The organism is Streptomyces sp. Tu 3180 (assembly GCF_009852415.1).
GTDB lineage: Bacteria > Actinomycetota > Actinomycetes > Streptomycetales > Streptomycetaceae > Streptomyces.
Map to the genome: position 1 here is coordinate 3,224,047 of NZ_WOXS01000002.1, position 16,862 is coordinate 3,240,908.

The 16,862-nt window shown below is 74.7% G+C and carries 14 protein-coding genes; 5 read left to right on the forward strand and 9 right to left on the reverse strand.

Features of this window, described 5'->3' with window-relative positions:
* Positions 1-11: 11 nt before the first annotated feature.
* On the forward strand, positions 12-4,235 hold the full coding sequence (locus GL259_RS15415) for a trypsin-like peptidase domain-containing protein (protein ID WP_159533142.1): 4,224 nt from the start codon (positions 12-14) through the stop codon (positions 4,233-4,235).
* Positions 4,236-4,245: 10 nt separating this feature from the next.
* Here GL259_RS15415 and GL259_RS15420 read toward each other — a convergent pair whose 3' ends face one another.
* From GL259_RS15420 to GL259_RS15435, 4 genes are all read right to left on the reverse strand, one after another.
* Complete coding sequence (locus GL259_RS15420; protein WP_159533144.1) at positions 4,246-5,274, reverse strand: glycoside hydrolase family 6 protein; 1,029 nt, start codon at positions 5,272-5,274, stop codon at positions 4,246-4,248.
* A gap of 458 nt (positions 5,275-5,732) precedes the next feature.
* Positions 5,733-6,500 (reverse strand): class F sortase, encoded by a 768-nt coding sequence (locus tag GL259_RS15425; protein WP_159533146.1) that lies wholly within the window; start codon positions 6,498-6,500, stop codon positions 5,733-5,735.
* Between the two features lie 2 nt (positions 6,501-6,502).
* The gene (locus GL259_RS15430; protein ID WP_159533148.1) at positions 6,503-7,132 is read right to left on the reverse strand and encodes a hypothetical protein; all 630 of its coding nucleotides are present in this window, start codon (positions 7,130-7,132) and stop codon (positions 6,503-6,505) included.
* A 133-nt stretch (positions 7,133-7,265) separates the two neighbouring features.
* Positions 7,266-8,045 carry an HAD-IIA family hydrolase gene (locus GL259_RS15435; protein ID WP_159533150.1) on the reverse strand — a complete coding sequence of 260 codons (780 nt, stop codon included), beginning with the start codon at positions 8,043-8,045 and terminating at the stop codon, positions 7,266-7,268.
* A gap of 450 nt (positions 8,046-8,495) precedes the next feature.
* On the opposite strand from GL259_RS15435, the gene GL259_RS15440 reads away from it, so the two are divergent.
* Positions 8,496-10,025 (forward strand): PQQ-dependent sugar dehydrogenase, encoded by a 1,530-nt coding sequence (locus GL259_RS15440; protein WP_159533152.1) that lies wholly within the window; start codon positions 8,496-8,498, stop codon positions 10,023-10,025.
* Between the two features lie 33 nt (positions 10,026-10,058).
* Here GL259_RS15440 and GL259_RS15445 read toward each other — a convergent pair whose 3' ends face one another.
* The gene (locus GL259_RS15445) at positions 10,059-11,294 is read right to left on the reverse strand and encodes an ROK family transcriptional regulator (protein WP_159538667.1); all 1,236 of its coding nucleotides are present in this window, start codon (positions 11,292-11,294) and stop codon (positions 10,059-10,061) included.
* Positions 11,295-11,392: 98 nt separating this feature from the next.
* On the opposite strand from GL259_RS15445, the gene GL259_RS15450 reads away from it, so the two are divergent.
* The 3 genes from GL259_RS15450 (at position 11,393) to GL259_RS15460 (ending at position 13,972) form a co-directional block, all read left to right on the forward strand.
* Positions 11,393-12,481: a Gfo/Idh/MocA family oxidoreductase gene (locus GL259_RS15450; RefSeq protein ID WP_159533154.1), complete on the forward strand. Its 1,089-nt coding sequence runs from the start codon at positions 11,393-11,395 to the stop codon at positions 12,479-12,481.
* Positions 12,478-12,975, forward strand: coding sequence for a heme-degrading domain-containing protein (locus GL259_RS15455; protein WP_159533156.1), 498 nt, complete (start codon positions 12,478-12,480; stop codon positions 12,973-12,975). The genes GL259_RS15450 and GL259_RS15455 overlap by 4 nt, the downstream gene beginning before the upstream one ends.
* Before the next feature lie 121 nt (positions 12,976-13,096).
* A complete protein-coding gene (locus tag GL259_RS15460; RefSeq protein ID WP_159533158.1) occupies positions 13,097-13,972 on the forward strand; it encodes an LLM class F420-dependent oxidoreductase in 876 nt (291 codons plus the stop codon).
* Positions 13,973-14,092: 120 nt separating this feature from the next.
* On the opposite strand, the gene GL259_RS15465 is transcribed toward GL259_RS15460, so the two are convergent.
* The 4 genes from GL259_RS15465 to GL259_RS15480 all read right to left on the reverse strand — a co-directional run bounded on the left by GL259_RS15465 (position 14,093) and on the right by GL259_RS15480 (position 16,835).
* The gene (locus tag GL259_RS15465; RefSeq protein WP_159538669.1) at positions 14,093-14,950 is read right to left on the reverse strand and encodes a fumarylacetoacetate hydrolase family protein; all 858 of its coding nucleotides are present in this window, start codon (positions 14,948-14,950) and stop codon (positions 14,093-14,095) included.
* A 171-nt stretch (positions 14,951-15,121) separates the two neighbouring features.
* Positions 15,122-15,841 carry a membrane protein insertase YidC gene (gene yidC / locus GL259_RS15470; RefSeq protein WP_159533160.1) on the reverse strand — a complete coding sequence of 240 codons (720 nt, stop codon included), beginning with the start codon at positions 15,839-15,841 and terminating at the stop codon, positions 15,122-15,124.
* A 96-nt stretch (positions 15,842-15,937) separates the two neighbouring features.
* A complete protein-coding gene (locus GL259_RS15475) occupies positions 15,938-16,252 on the reverse strand; it encodes a DUF6412 domain-containing protein (RefSeq protein WP_159533162.1) in 315 nt (104 codons plus the stop codon).
* Between the two features lie 46 nt (positions 16,253-16,298).
* Positions 16,299-16,835 carry a helix-turn-helix domain-containing protein gene (locus tag GL259_RS15480; RefSeq protein WP_159533164.1) on the reverse strand — a complete coding sequence of 179 codons (537 nt, stop codon included), beginning with the start codon at positions 16,833-16,835 and terminating at the stop codon, positions 16,299-16,301.
* Positions 16,836-16,862 lie beyond the last annotated feature (27 nt).

Sequence of the window (16,862 nt, forward strand, 5' to 3'; positions counted from 1 at the left end):
GGATACGGGAGATGGCCGAGTCGACCGCATCGGACCAGGTGGCCGAGGAGGCCCTCGCGGCCGCGACCGTCCAGGTCGCGGACGCCGACGGGCACATCGGCGGCCTGGGGGTGCTGATCGCGCCCACCCTGGTGCTGACGTGCGCCCATGTCGTGCTGGGCGCCTCACGGTTGCCCCTCGGCCGCGCCGAGCCGCCCGGCGCCCCCGTACGGGTCCGACTGGTCCTGGCGGCCGGTGAGGAGACCGAGGCCGTCGTGCGCGACTGGGTGCCGGTGCGCGAGGACGGCAGCGGGGACGTCGCCGTCCTGTCGCTGGCCCGGCCGCTCACGGGGGCGCGGCCGGTGCCGATGGTGGCGCCCGCCACGGTGTGGAACCACCCCGCGATGGTTTTCGGACTGCCGGACGACGGCACCGGGGGCGGCTGGCACACCGCCGTGCTGCGCGCCCGCACCGGCACCGGGCGGCTGCAGATGTCCCCGTCCGACGCGCACGCGGACCCGGTCCAGCCCGGCTTCAGCGGCTCGGCGGTGTGGGACCTGGAACTGGGCGCCGTGGTCGGCATCGTCGCGTCGATCTCGTCACCCCGCCGCGGGCAGAGCTTCTGCGTCCCGACCGGCACCGTCCTCGCCGAGGTGCCGGGACTGGCCGAACTGCTCGCGCCCGCCTCCCCCTTCCCGGGGCTGCGCCCGTTCACCGAGGAGAACAGCGCGCACTTCTTCGGACGGGACGAGGACGCCACGGCGGTCGTCGACCTGCTGTGCCCCGACGGGCTGCCGGAGGGCTGCGTGACGCTGACCGGGCCGTCCGGGTCCGGCAAGTCCTCCCTCCTGATGGCCGGGGTGCTGCCCCGCCTGCGGGAACGGGACGTGGAAGTGGTGACGCTGCGCGCCGAGGGCCGCCTGCCCGACGCCGACGCGGTCCGCGACGCCCTGGAACGCCACCGGTCCGGCCCCGGGACCGTGCTGGCCCTCGACCAGGCGGAGGCACTGCTGCTGCGCCCCGCGGACGACCTGCGCGAGCTGGTCGACCGCCTCCTGGACGCCTGCGCCCGGCCGGGTGTCGGCGTGCTCGTGGTCCTGCGCGCCGACTTCCAGGACGCGGCCCTGCGCCACCCGGAGCTGAGCCGGCTGACCGGCGGCGCCCCCGCCCACCAGCTGGGCCTGATGACCCGCGAGCAGCTGACCGAGGTGGTCCGGCTGCCGCTGCGGGCCTTCCCCGGCGTGGAGTACGAGAACGGGCTGGCCGACCGTCTCGTCGAGGACGCGGCGGGCCGGCCGGGAGCCCTGCCCCTGCTGGGGTTCGTGCTGAACACCCTGTGGGAACGGCAGACCGGCGGCCGGCTCCGGCTGGACACCTACCGCGGACTGGGCGGCGTGGGCGGCGTGCTGAGCAGCACGGCGGACTCGGCCTGGCGCCGCGCGCTGCGGGGCGCGCCGCCGGAGGCGGCAGCCGGTCTGCTCCGTGCGCTGATCCAGGTGCCGCCGGGCGGCACCACGGCCTTGCGGGCCCGGCTCGCCCGCCGCGACGCGGGCGAGGAGCAGTGGGCCATCGCCCGGCGCCTGGCCGAGGCACGCGTGCTGGTGCTCGGCGCGGACGCCGAGCGGGGCGAGACGGTCGAACTGGCCCACGAGGCCCTGATCGAGCACTGGCAGCCCCTGGCGGAGCAACTGGAGGGCGACCGTGCCTTCCTCACCTGGCGCGGGGAGCTGCGCTACGACCGGGCGCGCTGGTGGCGGGAGGGACGGCCGGACGGCGCCCTGCTGGAGGATCCCGCGCTCCGGGCGGCCGAGCAGTGGCTGGCCGAACGCGGTGACGAACTCACGGACGACGACCGGGAGTTCATCGCGGCGGGCGTCGCACTGCGGGAACGCAAACAGCGTGAGGCCGCGAAGTCCGAGCGGCGGCGGCGCTATCTGCGGTACCTGGGGGTGGGGGTCACCGCCCTGGCGGTCGTGGCGGCGTCGGTGGTGTCCGTGCTCTACCTGAACCTGCTGGAGGAGCAGCGCAGGCTGGCGTCGGACCGGCTGGCCCAGCAGGCGGCGACGTACGACGACGTGTCGCTGGTGACGTCCTCGTTGTTCTCCGCCGCCGCGTACCGCACCGACGCCCGCCCGGATGCGCGTTCGGCATTGCTGGCGCAGTACCTGCGGTTGCGGGACGTGGAGCGGATCGCGATGGAGAACCAGGAGGAGGTCGAGAGCGTCGCGCTCACCGAGGACGGCGAGCGCCTGTACGCGCTGCTGAAGAACGGCGACTTCCTGGACCTGGATCTGCGCGGGAAGGAGCGGCCCAAGACCGTTCTGCGCACGAAGCCGCGCGACAACGACCTGATCGCCACCTCACCCGACGGCCGCATCCTCGCTCGGGCCGGCGGCTGGGGCCTGATCTCGCTCGGTGTGCCGAAAACGGCGGACTCCGACACACGCGACCGTCGGACCCTCAAGCTGCGCGAGGGCAAGGACGTCGAGAAGAACCCTCGCGATCCCCACGACCTGCGCTTCGACGGTGACGGACAGCGGATCCTCGCCGCCGTCCCCCACGAGGGGGTGCTCGTGTGGCGCACCGGCGACGGCCGCCGCACGGGGCGCACGCTCGTCCCGCCGCGCGGCTGGGACGCGGCGCAGGCCTGGTTCGGTACGGACGGCACGGTGGTGGCGCGGATCGTGCCCGCCGACGCCGCACCGGACGACGCACGGGGCCGTCTGGTCTCCTGGGACCTGGACAGCGGAACGCTGCGCCGCCCCTGGGGCGAGCGGGCCACGGCCTCCGCGACCGTCAGCGGCAACGGACGCGTCCTGGTCACCTGCACCGAGCAGGGCGCCCTCGAGGCCTGGCGGCTGGGCAGCCGGCCGCGTCGCTTCCAGAGCTGGAGCAACACCGCGTTCCAGGGACTGTGCCCGCTGTACGCACCCCGCCTGGACGCCTCGGGCCGTTATCTGATCAATCCCACGGGCCGCATCGGCACCGATCTCGGCCGGGTGCGCTTCCTCGTCCTCGACCTGGAGAAGGGGTGGCCGGCCACCTTCGACACCCCCGCCGCCGCGGTCGAGGACCAGGCGGTGACCGGCCGCGCGTTCGCACCACCGGTCACCCTGGCCGGTCCTCCCGACGACCTGCGGGCCGCCGTCGGGGTCGGCGGGAGCATCGTCACCGTACGGGTCCGGCCCCCCACGCAGTTCGACGCCAACTCCCTCATCAACCGCATCCGCACACCGGACGGACCACACGACAGGATGGCGGTCGTCGACTCCGGCGGCACGGTACTGCAGCTCTGGGATCTGACCGGCCGGCGTTTCCTCACATCGGCACGGGCCTCGCAGCGGATGGCCGCCCTGTACGCCGCCTTCACCCCGGACGGACGGCGTGTGCTGACCGTCGCCGAGGACCAGCGCACGGTCCTCGTCTGGCAGATCACCGAGAAATCGGGCAGAACGGTGCTCACCGAGAAGCACGCACTGAAATTGGAGGCCCCGTCCGACCTCCACGCCGGCGGTCCGGACCCGCTCACCGGGCTCACTCCGTCCTGGATCACCATCGGCTTCTCCGACAGCGACCACGCCGTGGTCTCGGGCCTGTCGTACGTCTCCCGCTGGCGACTCGACAGCGGTGAGCTGGAGGGCGAGACGTTCCGGCCCTCCGTCCAGGAGCCGTACCAGCTCGCCAACGAGGCGGCGGGCACCTACGCGGGCGCCGTCCCGGGCAAGCCGCAGGCGATCGTGCGGAACGTCGACGGCATCGGTGTCTGGGACTTCGACAAGGGCGAGTTCACATGGGTGGTCAAGAGGGGGAACGGCCGGTCGATCCGGTGGATGGTCCTCTCCCCCGACGGCAAGCGGCTGGCCGTCCAGTACGCGGGTGGCCAGGTCCGCCTGTGGGACGTGGGGACGAAGAAGGAGACAGCCGTCCTGACCTACGACAGGGTCTACTGGCTCGGTCCGTTCCTGGACGGCCGTAGCCTCCACACCACCACCGAGGCCGGTGAGCAGTTGGTGTGGGACGTCACCACCGGCCGGGAGCTGTACCGCTACCACGTGGGATACGGCGCGGTGATCTCGCCGAGCGCCGACGGGAAGTCCCTCACCGTCGTCGACGGCTCGCGCGGCTCCGTCGTCCCGCTCGATCCCGAGCGGTGGATCGAGCGGGTGTGCGCCCTGGCCCAGAGGGAGCTGAACGACGGGGAGCGGGAGCTGGCGGCCGACCGCGGTGAGGTCGAGGACGTGTGCCCCGGCCGGTGACCCGGCGGGGTCAGTCGCCGGCCCCGGCGAGCTCCAGCGCGTACTCCTCCCACCACTGGCCCGCCTTGGGCCCGCCCTTGCACTCGCCGTCCGACTCGCCGGGCCGCTTCACCCACAGGTAGGCGTCGACCAGCGGGTCCGCGGTCTTCACCGTCGGCGTCTCGCCGAGCGCGCGGCCGGGCGGGTTGCACCAGCGCTCGTCCGCGGCGCCCTCGGTGTACGGGCCGTTGCCGTTGCGGCTGGTGTCGATGACGAAGGGCTTGTCGCCGACCTTGGCGGAGAGCTGCTTGCCGTAGGCGATGGAGTCCTCGGTGGAGTAGAAGTTGGAGACGTTCACCGAGAAACCGTCGGCCTGGTCGATGCCCGCCCACTTGAGCGGCTCGAAGATCTGGTCGGGGTTGCCCCAGCCGGCGTTGCCCGCGTCCAGGTACACCTTGGTGTTCTTCAGGCCCTTGAGCTTGGCGATCGCGCCCTTGAGGAGGTCGTAGCGCTCCTCGTGGAACTCCTCCGGGGTGCAGCCGTCCACCAGGTGCAGCACCGCGTCGGGTTCGAGGATCACGGTCGCCGGCCGGTCCCCGATGCCCTCGGCGACGTCGTCGACGAAGGCGCGGTAGGCGTTGCCGTCGGCGGCACCGCCCTGCGAGTACTGGCCGCAGTCGCGGTGCGGGATGTTGTAGAGGACCAGCAGCGCGGTGCGGCCCGCCTCGTCGGCGGCCTCGGTGAAGCCGCGGGCCTGCTCCCGGGGGTTCTCCGGGCTGATCCACTCGCCGACGGGCTGTTCGGCGATCCTGCGGAGCTGCCGGGCCTCCTCCTTCTTCCCGGCCTTCTCCAGCGCGGCGACCTGCCGTGCGGCGGTGCCGTCCGGGTTGACCCAGAAGGGATCGGACTCCTTCGGCTGCTGGGTGATCCCCGCGCCGGCCTCCGGCTCGTCCCCCTCGCCGTCGGAGGAGGAGCATCCCGTGATCAGCAGTGCCGCCCCCAGCACCACCGCGGACGCCCGCCTCCCGGCGAACGCCCCGACCCCCCTGCTGTCGTACATCCAACCCCCCTTGGGTGCACTTGTTCCAAGTGTTTTGAGCCCCAATCCTGGCATACGTCCCGCGCCACCCACGAGGCCGAGCCCGGGTTGTCCACCAGCTGTTACAGCCCGGTTTCCCCGGGCGGGCCCGCGCGGTGCCGGGAGCGCCGGAACGGCGGGGTCACCTGCGGCCGTCACGGAACGCGACCGGCCCGGGACTTGGTGTTCGTCGACCCCCTGGGCCCGGGCGCGCCTTTCGTTCTGAAGTCGTGCCCACCGGCCCCCGCCGGGCCGCGCCCGGCCGGTGCCCCGTCCGTCATGGACCTCCGTGGCCTCCCGCGCGCTCGCGGGCCACTCCCGCGGCCCGTGCACGCGCGGTCGGGGGCCGGCCCGGTCGGCGGCCTCAAGGGGGGGAGCGGGTCGCCGGCCGGGCCGGGCGGTGGCGGGCCGTCGTGCGGTGGCTCAGCGGGTGGTCGCGGTCAGGAGTGCGGCCGCGGTACCGGCCTCTCGGTCCCCGTCCCGGGCGGGCTCCCGGCCGCGGTACCGGTCAGCGCTTCGGTCACGCGCCGGGTGGGCGCCCCGGTCGACGTCCCGGTCAGGTAGGCGGAGACGATCACGTTGGCCGTGTAGCCGCCGCTCGCCCGGTCGAAGCCGCCGCCGCAGGTGACCAGCCGGAGTTCCGCCCGGCCGGCGCGGCGCGGCCCGTAGGCCTGCCGGGCGTCGAAGTGGTCCCGGTCGACGACCTGGACGTCCTCGACGGTGAACTCGGCGACCCGGGCGTCCGCGCGGACCACCCTGATCCTCTGGCCGGGCCGCAGCGTGCCCACCCCGTGGAAGACGGCGGGCCGGGTCTCGGTGTCGAGGTGTCCCACCATCAGCGCGGTGCCGGCCGCCCCCGGCGCCGTCCCGTGCGCGTACCAGCCGACCACGCCCGGCTGGTCGAACGGCGGCGCATCGGGCGCCCCGCGTTCGTCCAGGCCGCGGGCGACCACCGGCGCCTGGACGCCGAGGGCGGGGATGTCGATGCGCTGCGGCGGCGAGGCGCCCAGGGGGCGGTGCGCCGGGGGCAGTTCGACCTGGGGCGGGCGTCCGGCGGCCGCCATGTCGCCCGTGGTGGGCCCGGAGGTCCCGGACGGGACGTCGGTCACCTCGCGCCCCCACAGCCACAGCCCCAGCAGCAGCACCAGCCAGGCCAGGCCGGCGAGCAGCCGTCCGGTGCCGGACGGGGAACGTTCCTGCGCCTCCATGGTCAGCCCGTTCCGCCGCTGCGCCGGACGTGGTCGCGCACGACGGCCACCGCCGCGGCCCCCACGAGCACCAGGCCGATCACCGTCTGGGCCGTGCCGGGCCCGTCCGCGCGGGGGGTGCCGGTGGCCATGCGCGCGGTGGCGCCGCCGCCGGCGTCGACGGGGGCGACGGGCGAGGCCGGCGCGACCGGCGCGGCGGGGGCGGCCGGTCGCCCGGAGGGGGCCGAGGCGGCGGCGGAGGGGGCGGTGGACCGGGTGGCGAAGGGGGCCGCCGCCGCGCCGGGCTGCTTCTTCCGCGCGGGGGCGGGGGCGACCCGGAGGGTGCCCCCGCGCTCGGTCTCGCCGCAGTCGACCCTCACCTCGTACGTCCCCGCGGCGAGCGAGGACCGTACGCGGCTCTCGCCGACGAGGGCGCCGCCGGCGGTGGTGAGCCGGACGTCCGAGACGAACGCCGGTGACACGGCGACCGCCGTCCGCCCGGCGCACCCGGCCGCCCTGACCGTGACGTCGGTGCCGGGGGCGGGGACCGCCGGGGTCACCGACACGCCCCCGCCGTCCGCCGCGTACGCCACGGGTGTGAGGACGGCGACGGCCAGGGCGCTCGTGCAGAGAGGGAGTCGCAGGGAGCCCATCGTGAACCTCCAGACACCTGGAGCGTCCCCCGCGGGCCGCGGCACCGCACCCTCGCGGCGCCGTGATTGCTCCGTCCGGGTGGCGCCCCGGGCGGTGGGGTGCGCACCCGGCGCCGGGAGGTGTGCGGTGCGGTTACACGAGGTCGACGAGGTCCGCGATGGAGTCCACGACCTTGGACGGCCGGTAGGGGAAGTGCTCGACCTGCTCCGGCAGGGTCAGGCCGGTGAGCACCAGGAACGTCTGCATCCCGGCCTCCATGCCGGCCAGCACGTCGGTGTCCATGCGGTCGCCGATCATCGCGCTGCTCTCGGAGTGGGCCCCGAGGGTGTTGAGCCCGGTGCGCATCATCAGCGGGTTGGGCTTGCCCGCGAAGTACGGCTGCTTGCCGGTCGCCTTGGTGATCAGCGCGGCCACCGCGCCGGTCGCCGGAAGCGGCCCCTCGGCGGAGGGGCCGGTCTCGTCGGGGTTGGTGCAGATGAAACGGGCGCCGTCGTTGATGAGCCGCACGGCCTTGGTCATGGCCTCGAAGGAGTACGTGCGGGTCTCGCCGAGGACCACGTAGTCGGGCTCGTGGTCGGTGAGGACGTAGCCGATGTCGTGCAGCGCGGTGGTCAGACCGGCCTCGCCGATGACGTACGCGGAGCCGTTCGGGCGCTGGTCGTCGAGGAACTTGGCGGTGGCGAGCGCGGAGGTCCAGATGTTGTCGATCGGCACGTCCAGGCCCATGCGGCGCAGCCGGGCGTGGAGGTCGCGCGGGGTGTAGATCGAGTTGTTGGTGAGGACCAGGAAGGGCCTGCCGGACTCGCGGAGCTTCTTGATGAAGGCGTCGGCGCCGGGGATCGGCACCCCCTCGTGGATGAGCACCCCGTCCATGTCGGTGAGCCACGACTCGATGGGCTTGCGGTCTGCCATGTGCGGGATCTCCTGCCGTACGCGGTCATCCGTGCGCTCCAGCCTAAACAGACCGGGATCTTGAGGGAACGGGCGAGGGTCCCGGCCCGTGGCGAACCGTCCGGCGCCGCCGACGGGCCGCCGGCGGGACCAGGTCCCCGCCGGCCGTGCGGAGGGCGAAGCCGCCGTGGACGCGGGGCGGCGAGGAGAGCGGCTGCCGCCGGCGGCCGGGGGAGGCGGAGAGGGACGAACGCCTTCGTCCGGCGGTGGCGGTGTGCCGGGGGCGACGTCTGCGCCGGGCGGCGCGAAAGTGGCGCGATCGCGCGTTGCCGCCCTGCCGCGCGGGCCGCAGCCTGAGATGCGGGAGCGCTCCCACAGCACCGGCTCCCCCAGCGTTCCCGAGTGTTCCGAGTGTTCCGACGCCTCCCGGCACACGGAGAGAAGCGAAAGAAGGACACCATGGATTGTCATATGCATGCCTATAAGGCGTGGCGCCGCCTGACGCTCGTTCTGGGCACCCTCGTCGCGGTGCTGCCGGCCCTCCTGCTGACCGCCCTCACCCCGTCGCCCGCCGCGGCGGCGGACGCGTCCACCGTCCCCCTGCCCTCGCTCAGCGCGACCACCACCCAGGTCGCCTCCGGACTGAGACGGCCCACCGCCCTCGTCGCCCCCGACGACGGCACGGACCGGCTGTTCATCACCGAGAAGTCCGGCACCGTCCGCGTCTACCACCCGGACACCGGCCTGGCCCGCACCCCGCTGATCGACATCACCCCGGCCGTGGACGAGTCGGGCAACGAGCGCGGCCTGCTCGGCATCGCCCTCCCGCCGGACTTCGCCGACAGCCGGGACCTGTACCTGGCGTACACGGCGCTGCCCGACGGCGCGGTCACGCTCGCCCGCTACCGGCTCGACGAGTCCCGCCTGGAGGTCCTGCTCTCCCAGGAGCACGCCGAGTACAACAACCACAACGGCGGCCAGCTCGCGTTCGGCCCCGACGGCCACCTGTACTGGAGCATCGGCGACGGCGGCGGCTCCGGGGACCCCTTCCGGGCCGGGCAGCGGCTGGACACCCTGCTGGGCAAGATCCTGCGCATCGACGTGAGCCGCTCCTGCGCCCCGCTCGCCTACTGCGTCCCCGGCGACAACCCCTTCGTCGGCACCCCCGGCGCCCGCGGGGAGATCTGGCTGTACGGGCTGCGCAACCCGTGGCGGTTCTCCTTCGACGGCGCCGACGGCTCGATGTGGATCGGTGACGTCGGCCAGGGCCACTGGGAGGAGATCGACCACCTCGCCCCCGGCCGGGGCGGGCTGAACCTCGGCTGGTCCTGCTACGAGGGCCTGGAGAAGTTCAGCGGCGGGGACTGCGCGGCCGGCGAGGAGCACACCGAGCCGGTCTTCACCTACTCCCCGTACACCGGTGGCTGCTCGGTCATCGGCGGCCACGTCTACCGGGGCCGGCAGTACGCCGGCCTGGTCGGCGGGACGTACATCGCCACCGACTACTGCTCCTCCACCGTCTGGGCGCTGCGCCCCGACGGCCGGGGCGGCTACGAGCAGGCCGAGATCGGGGAGATGCCCACCCAGGTGACGTCGATCGGCACGACCGCCGACGGGGAGTTCTACGTGGTCAACGACCTGCCCGGCGGCCTGCACCGGGTGTCGTTCGCGCGGGAGGAGCCCACCTGCCGGGTGGACCGCAAGGTGACCGCCTGGGGCACCGGCACGACGGTCGACCTCACCGTCACCAACACCGGTGACGCCCCGGTGAACGGCTGGACGCTGGAGTTCCCGCTGGCCTTCGGGCAGACCGTGGTCTCCGACTGGAACACGGACCTGACCCAGCTGAGCAACACGATCACGGCGGTCAACGCCCCGCACAACGCCACGATCGCGCCCGGCGCGAGCGTCACCCTGGGCTATCTCGCCGGTCACACCGGGGACGCGTCGCCGCCGCCGCGGTTCATGCTCAACGGGGACGCGTGCGCCGTCGGCCGCTGAGCGGTGCCGGCGCACCGGGGCCGAGCCGTCCTCTCAGGCGTCCCCCCGCCCGAACAGCGGCGCGAGCAGCAGCTGGGCCGCGCCCTCCGCGACCCCGCGCGTCCCGCCGGGCGCGATCCGCACCGGCACGGCGGCGTCGCGCCCGCCCTCGCGCCGGGCGCGGGCGTCGAGGACGGCACCGACCCCCCGGACGAACACCTCGGGCGCGGCGGCGACGGTACGGCCGCCGAGCAGGACCAGGTCGATGTCGAGCAGCCCGGCGAGGTTGGCGGCGCCCGTGCCCAGCACCCGGGCCGCCTCGGCGAGGTCGCCGCGGGCGACGGCGCCCAGGCACAGGGCCTCGACGCAGCCGCGGGCGCCGCAGGTGCAGGGCGGCCCGTCGAGCTGGACGACCTGGTGCCCGAACTCGCCGGCGCCGGTGCGGGCGCCCCGGTGCACGCTGCCCCCGATCACCAGCCCGGCCCCCAGCCCCGTACCGAGGTGCAGGTAGGCGAAGGAGCCGCCCTCGCCGCCGACCGCGAGGCCGAGCGCCGCCGCGTTGGTGTCCTTGTCGACGACCACCGGCACCGTCGCCCCCAGCCGCCGCGCCAGCGCGTCCCGCAGCGGGAAGCCGTCCCACTCGGGGAAGCCGGTGACCCGGTGCAGTACGCCCCGGACGTGGTCGAGGGGGCCGGGGAGGGCCACCCCGAGGCCGAGGAGGGTGGGGGCACCGGCGAGGGCGGTCGGCCCCCGCGACGGCCGCGGCACGTCCGCCACCGGACCGTCGGGCGGCGGCGGTGCGCTCGCCTCCGGACCGTCGGACGGCGGCGGCACGTCCGCCCCCGGCGGCCCCTCGGACGGCCGCAGCACGTCCGTCACCAGTGCCTCCGCCGCCCGTGCCACCCCCGCCACCACGGCCTCCGCGCCCGCCCCCAGGTCCAGCGGGGACCGCCGCTCCCCCACCACGGTGCCCTCGAGGTCGACCAGCACCGCCCGCAGCTCGTCGCGGTCCAGGTGCACGCCGACCGCGTGCCCCGCCTCCGGGACCAGCCGCAGCACCGTGCGCGGCTTGCCGCCGGTGGAGGCGCGGCGCCCGGCCTCGGCGGCGAGGCCGTCCTCCCGGAGCCGGGCGGTGATCTTGCTGACCGCCTGCGGGGTGAGGCCGGTCCGCTCGGCGAGTTCGAGTCTGCTGATGCCCTCCGCGCCGGCCGTGCGCAGCAGGTCGAGCACCAGGGCGGTGTTGTGGCTGCGCAGGGCGAGCAGGTTGGCGCCGCCCGTCGCGCCCCGGATGCCGCCGCCCGGGGTGACCGTCCCGTCGTTCGTCCTGTTCACGCCGCCCATTGTCCCCGGCGCTTGCGCTTTGGCAACAGCGTTGCGAAAGTAGACGCATGACTGGTACTCCCCCCGGCGCCCCCCTGCGCGTCGGCCTCGTCGGCTACGGCCTCGCGGGCTCCGTGTTCCACGCCCCGCTGATCGCCTCGACCGAGGGCCTCGCGCTCGACACGGTGGTCACCTCGAACCCCGAGCGGCAGCAGCAGGCCCGCACCGAGTTCCCGGACGTCCGCGTCGCCGCGACCCCGGACGAGCTGTTCGGCCGTGCCGACGAGCTCGACCTGATCGTCGTCGCGTCGCCGAACAGGACGCACGTCGCGCTCGCCACCACCGCCCTGAAGGCCGGTCTGCCGGTCGTCGTGGACAAGCCGATCGCCGGCACGGCGGCCGAGGCGCGCGAGCTGGCGGCGCTCGCCGAGGAGCGCGGCCTGCTCCTGTCCGTCTTCCAGAACCGCCGCTGGGACAACGACTTCCTCACCCTGCGCAAGCTGCTCTCCGACGGCGCGCTCGGCGACGTGTACCGCTTCGAGTCCCGCTTCGAGCGCTGGCGGCCGCAGCTCAAGGGCGGCTGGCGGGAGTCGGGCGACCCCGCAGAGATCGGAGGTCTGCTCTACGACCTCGGCAGCCACGTCGTCGACCAGGCACTCGTCCTGTTCGGCCCGGCGACCGCCGTCTACGCCGAGGCGGACGTCCGCCGCGAGGGCGCGCGGACCGACGACGACACCTTCATCGCGCTCACGCACGCGAACGGCGTCCGCTCCCACCTCCACGTCTCCGCGACCACGGCCCAGCTCGGCCCGCGGTTCCGCGTCCTGGGCTCGAGGGCCGGCTACGTCAAGCACGGACTCGACCCGCAGGAGGCCGCCCTGCGCGCCGGCCTGCGTCCCGGCGCGACGGGTGCCGGCTGGGGCGTGGAGCCCGAGGAGCTGTGGGGCCGCGTCGGCTCCGGCGAGTCCCCGGTGACCGGCGGCGGACGCCCCGAGCCGACCCTGCCGGGCGACTACCCCGCCTACTACGCGGCCGTGGCGAAGGCCCTGCGGGAGAACGGCCCCAACCCGGTGACCGCGCGGGAGGCGGCCGCCGCCCTGGACGTGCTGGAGGCGGCCCGCCGTTCGGCCCTCGAGAAGGTGACGGTGACGCTGTGACGACCGACCAGTCCCGCGAGCCGGAACCCGTCCCGAGCGTGGAGGAGCTGGAGGCGCAGGAACGCCGCCTGGTCTTCCGGCGGTTCACCCACGACGACGCGTGGGCGCTCGGCTCCCTGCTGGTGGAGATGGCGCGCGAGCGCCGGGCCCCCGTCGCCGTCGACATCCACCGCGCGGGCCAGCAGCTCTTCCACGCGGCACTGCCCGGCTCGGCGCCCGACAACGACGCCTGGATCGCCCGCAAGCGCCGGGTCGTGGAGCGCTACGGCTGCGCGTCCTACCTGGTGGGCGCCCGCCACCGGGCCAAGGGCACCACGTTCGAGGAGTCCTCGCGGCTGGACCCGGACGCGTACGCGGCGCACGGCGGTTCGTTCCCGATCACCGTCGAGGGCGTGGGCGTGATCGGTGCGGTGACGGTCTCCGGCCTCCCCCAGCTCCAGGACCACCGCTTGGTGGTGGAGGCACTGGAGCGGTTCCTGGACGGCCACCGGTAGGGCCCGGCCCCCCGTCCGGCCGCGCCGGGGATTACCGGCGCCCTGCGCGCGGTTGGTGCCTGCCGTAGGCGTGATCGGCCACGGCAGGTACCACACCCCGTCACGGAGGGACCAGGAACCGATGAGCGACACCGCGGGCATCCCGAAGCAGAGCATCGGCCGGTACGGCATCTGGAGTGTCGGACTGCGTTCGGAGGATCCCTCCCGGCGCGGCGAACTCGCCGAGTCGGCGGCCGAGTTGGAGGAACTGGGCTTCGGCGCCGTCTGGCTGGGCGGCAACAGCGCCGCCCGCCACGCGGTGCCGCTCGTCGAGGCGACCTCGGCGCTCACCGTCGGCACCAGCATCCAGAGCATCTGGCAGTACGAGGCGGAGGAGGCCGCCGCGGGCTTCGCCGAGCTGGAGGCGGCCCACCCGGGCCGTTTCCTGCTCGGCCTCGGCGTCAGCCACGCCAAGCTCGCCGACCGGTACCGCCGCCCCTACTCGTCCCTCGTCGCCTACCTCGACGCGCTGGACGCGGCCGGGGTCCCGGCCGGCCGCAGGGTCGTCGCCGCCCTCGGTCCGAGGACCCTGGAGCTGTCCCGCGACCGGACGCTCGGCGCGATCCCGTACCTGGTCACCCCGGAGCACACCGCGCAGGCCCGCGGCCTCCTCGGTGAGGCCCCGCTGCTGGCGCCCGAGCTGAAGGTGGTCCTCGAGCCGGACCCGGCCCGGGCCCGCGCGCTCGCCCGCGCGAGCCTGGCCCCGTACCTCGCGCTGCCCAACTACACGAACAACTTCCTCCGCCTGGGCTTCACCGAGGACGACCTGGCCGACGGCGGCAGCGACCGCCTGGTCGACGCGGTGTTCGCGTGGGGCGAGGAGTCCAGGATCCGCGACCGCGTCGACACCTTCCTCTCCGCGGGCGCGGACCACGTGGCCCTGCAGATCGTCGACGACCGGCCCCGCGACTCCCTGCCCCGGGAGGGCTGGCGCCGCCTCGCCTCCCTGCTGGGGTGAGCCGGCCGGCCACGGGGCGCGGGCCGCGTCCCCGTGCGGCCCCGCCGCACGGGCGCGGCCGGCCGCGGGCGGTCCGCGGCCGGCGGCGCCCCGCGGCCGCCCCGCCCACCCGGCGGAGCGCTACGCGTCCTTGAACTCCTGCCGCTGCCGCCCGAGTCCGTCGATCTCCAGCTCCACCACGTCCCCGGCGCGCAGGAACGGCTTCGGCTCCGGCTGTCCCAGCGCCACCCCGGCCGGCGTACCGGTGTTGATGACGTCCCCCGGGTACAGCGTCATGAACTGGCTGACGTAGCGCACGACTTCGCCCACCGGGAAGATCTGCTCGGCGGTGGTGCCGTCCTGCCTGAGCTCGCCGTTGACCCAGAGCCGCAGGGACAGGTCCTGCGGGTCGGCGATCTCGTCGGCGGTGACCAGCCACGGTCCGAGCGGGTTGAAGGTCTCGCAGTTCTTGCCCTTGTCCCAGGTGCCGCCCCGCTCGATCTGGAACTCCCGCTCGGAGACGTCGTGCGCGACGGCGTACCCGGCGACGTGCGCGAGCCCCTCCCGCGCCGACTCCAGGTACCGCGCCGTGCGCCCGATGACGACGGCCAGTTCGACCTCCCAGTCGGTCTTGACCGACCCGCGCGGCACCAGCACCGTGTCGTCCGGGCCGACGACGGTGTCCGCCGCCTTGAAGAAGACCACCGGTTCGGCGGGCGGCTCGGCGCCCGTCTCGCGCGCGTGGTCGTGGTAGTTGAGGCCGATGCAGACGATCTTGCCGATCCGTGCCAGCGGCGGCCCGATCCGCAGCCCCGTCCCGTCCAGCGCGAGCAGTTCACCGGTGTCGGCGGCGGCCCGGATCCGGCCGAGTGCCGCCTCGTCGGCGAGCAGCGCCCCGTCGATGTCCGCGACGAGACCCGAGAGGTCCCGCAGGACCCCGTCGGCGTCGAGCAGCGCGGGCCGCTCCCGTCCCGCCGTACCGACTCGCAGCAGCTTCATGATCACGTCTCCCTCGATCGCGGGCCCGCCGATGCGCACGGCCCGGGTGCGGCGAGCACGCGCAGCCATCGGAGGACTGGTCGATCCTCCAAGGCGAACGTCCGCCGTGCAATACCCCGTTCACGTGCTGGACCGCACCGGCGGGCCCGCGCACGGTGCGGTCCCGGGCCGTCACCGGTACAGGACGGCCCGCTCCACCACGCTCCACGTCGTGCTGGTGACCACGTACAGCGCGGCGGCCAGCGGCACCACGGCCACGGTGATCAGCGTCAGGAAGGGCATGAAGGGCATCGCCCTGGTCATCGCGGCCGTTCCCGGCACCCGCTCCCCGCCGTCGCCGCCCGCCGTCAGGGGCGGGTGCGCGGCCATCGTCCGCTTCGTCAGCCGGTAGCTGAAGACGGCCACGACCGCGACGAGCGCGAACAGCCCGGCGTAGACGAGTCCGGCCTCCCCGAACGGTCCGCCCGCGCGCAGCGCGTCGGCCCACCGCCCGCCCAGCGGCGCGGCGAACAGCTCGTGCCCGAGCAGTCCGTTGGGGCGGCCGCCGACCGTCCCGCTGGAGAACAGGTGGTACAGCAGGAAGAACGCCGGCAGCTGGAGCAGGCTCGGCAGGCACCCGGACAGCGGCGACACCTTCTCCCGCGCGTGCAGGTCCAGCACGGCCCTCTGGAGCTTCTCGGGGTTCCCGCCGTGCCTGCGGCGCAACTCGGCGATCTTCGGCTGGAGCGCGGCCCGGGCCCGCTGGCCGCGCGCGGCGGCCCGGGACAGGGGGTGGACGAGGAGCCGTACGAGCGCGGTGAACAGGACGATCGCGGCGGCCGCCGCGGATGCGCCGAACAGCGGCTGGAGCAGGTCGGCCAGGTGCTCGACCAGGCTGGCGAAGACGGACATGGGTGAGCCCTCCGGGGGTCTCGTCGTGCCGGAAGTAGGTGCGGAACGGCGGCATGACGACCCGCAGCGGGGCGTGGTGAACGTACGGGAGGTGCCCTACGCGGCGGTCGCCGGGAGGGCGTGCCCCGGGGCCCGGGGTCTGGTGCGCCCCCTGGCGTCGGGGTCGCGCTGGGGCAGGAAGGCCGTACGCCGGTCACGGTCGCGCATGGCCGTGCGCACCCGGGTGGGCGGGACGGCGGGCGCGCAGCGGGCGAGGACGAGCGCGCAGGCGGCGAACGCGGCACCGGCCGCGGCGGTCGCGGCGAGCGCGACGTCGGCCACGGAGAGCCCGCCGGCGGCGGGCGTCAGCAGCAGGACGACCTGGACGAGGGGCAGGAGCACGGCGACGAGCCGGACCGTCCGTCCGCGCATCGCTCGCCCCCTCCCCCGCTCGTCTCCTCTGTCCTCCTCCGCCTTCTCAGGCCGGATCGATCTCGACGGGCTGCAGCAGCCGCTTCGGCTTGAGCAGGGCCCGGCTGACCGGATCCGCCGGGTCCGGATCGAGTCCGGGTCCCGGCAACACCTCAACGTCCGGCACGGGCACGATGGTTCCGCAGGCCGGGCACTCGCCGTACGGGCCGAGTTCGGTGCCGCAGTCGGCGTGCCGGAAGACGCGCAACCGGACCCGTGTGATGTGCTCGCGCCCCCACAGCCCGAGCGCCCGCAGGGTGGGCCACAGCGCGGTCCCGCGGTCGGTGAGGACGTACTCGTCCCGCGGCGGCGACTGCTGGTACCGGCGCTTCTCCAGGATCCCCTGCGCGGTCAGCGTCCGCAGGCGGGCGGCGAGGACCGCGCGCGGGATGCCCAGGTGGACGAGGAAGTCGTTGTAGCGCCGCACGCCGTAGAACGCGTCGCGGATGACGAGCAGCGTCCAGCGTTCCCCGATGACCTCGAGGGCGCTCGCGATCGAGCACTCCTGCGTCGCGTAGTCCTTGCCCAGTGCCATGTCGTCCACTGTAACCACTTTTCGCACCCTTGGTTC

Coding starts and splice junctions, on each gene's coding strand:
- GL259_RS15415 (WP_159533142.1), top strand. CDS start 12: ATGGCCGAGTCGACCGCATCGGACCAGGTGGCCGAGGAGGCCCTCGCG.
- GL259_RS15420 (WP_159533144.1), bottom strand. CDS start 5,274: ATGTACGACAGCAGGGGGGTCGGGGCGTTCGCCGGGAGGCGGGCGTCC.
- GL259_RS15425 (WP_159533146.1), bottom strand. CDS start 6,500: ATGGAGGCGCAGGAACGTTCCCCGTCCGGCACCGGACGGCTGCTCGCC.
- GL259_RS15430 (WP_159533148.1), bottom strand. CDS start 7,132: ATGGGCTCCCTGCGACTCCCTCTCTGCACGAGCGCCCTGGCCGTCGCC.
- GL259_RS15435 (WP_159533150.1), bottom strand. CDS start 8,045: ATGGCAGACCGCAAGCCCATCGAGTCGTGGCTCACCGACATGGACGGG.
- GL259_RS15440 (WP_159533152.1), top strand. CDS start 8,496: ATGCATGCCTATAAGGCGTGGCGCCGCCTGACGCTCGTTCTGGGCACC.
- GL259_RS15450 (WP_159533154.1), top strand. CDS start 11,393: ATGACTGGTACTCCCCCCGGCGCCCCCCTGCGCGTCGGCCTCGTCGGC.
- GL259_RS15460 (WP_159533158.1), top strand. CDS start 13,097: ATGAGCGACACCGCGGGCATCCCGAAGCAGAGCATCGGCCGGTACGGC.
- GL259_RS15465 (WP_159538669.1), bottom strand. CDS start 14,950: ATGAAGCTGCTGCGAGTCGGTACGGCGGGACGGGAGCGGCCCGCGCTG.
- yidC (WP_159533160.1), bottom strand. CDS start 15,841: ATGTCCGTCTTCGCCAGCCTGGTCGAGCACCTGGCCGACCTGCTCCAG.
- GL259_RS15475 (WP_159533162.1), bottom strand. CDS start 16,252: ATGCGCGGACGGACGGTCCGGCTCGTCGCCGTGCTCCTGCCCCTCGTC.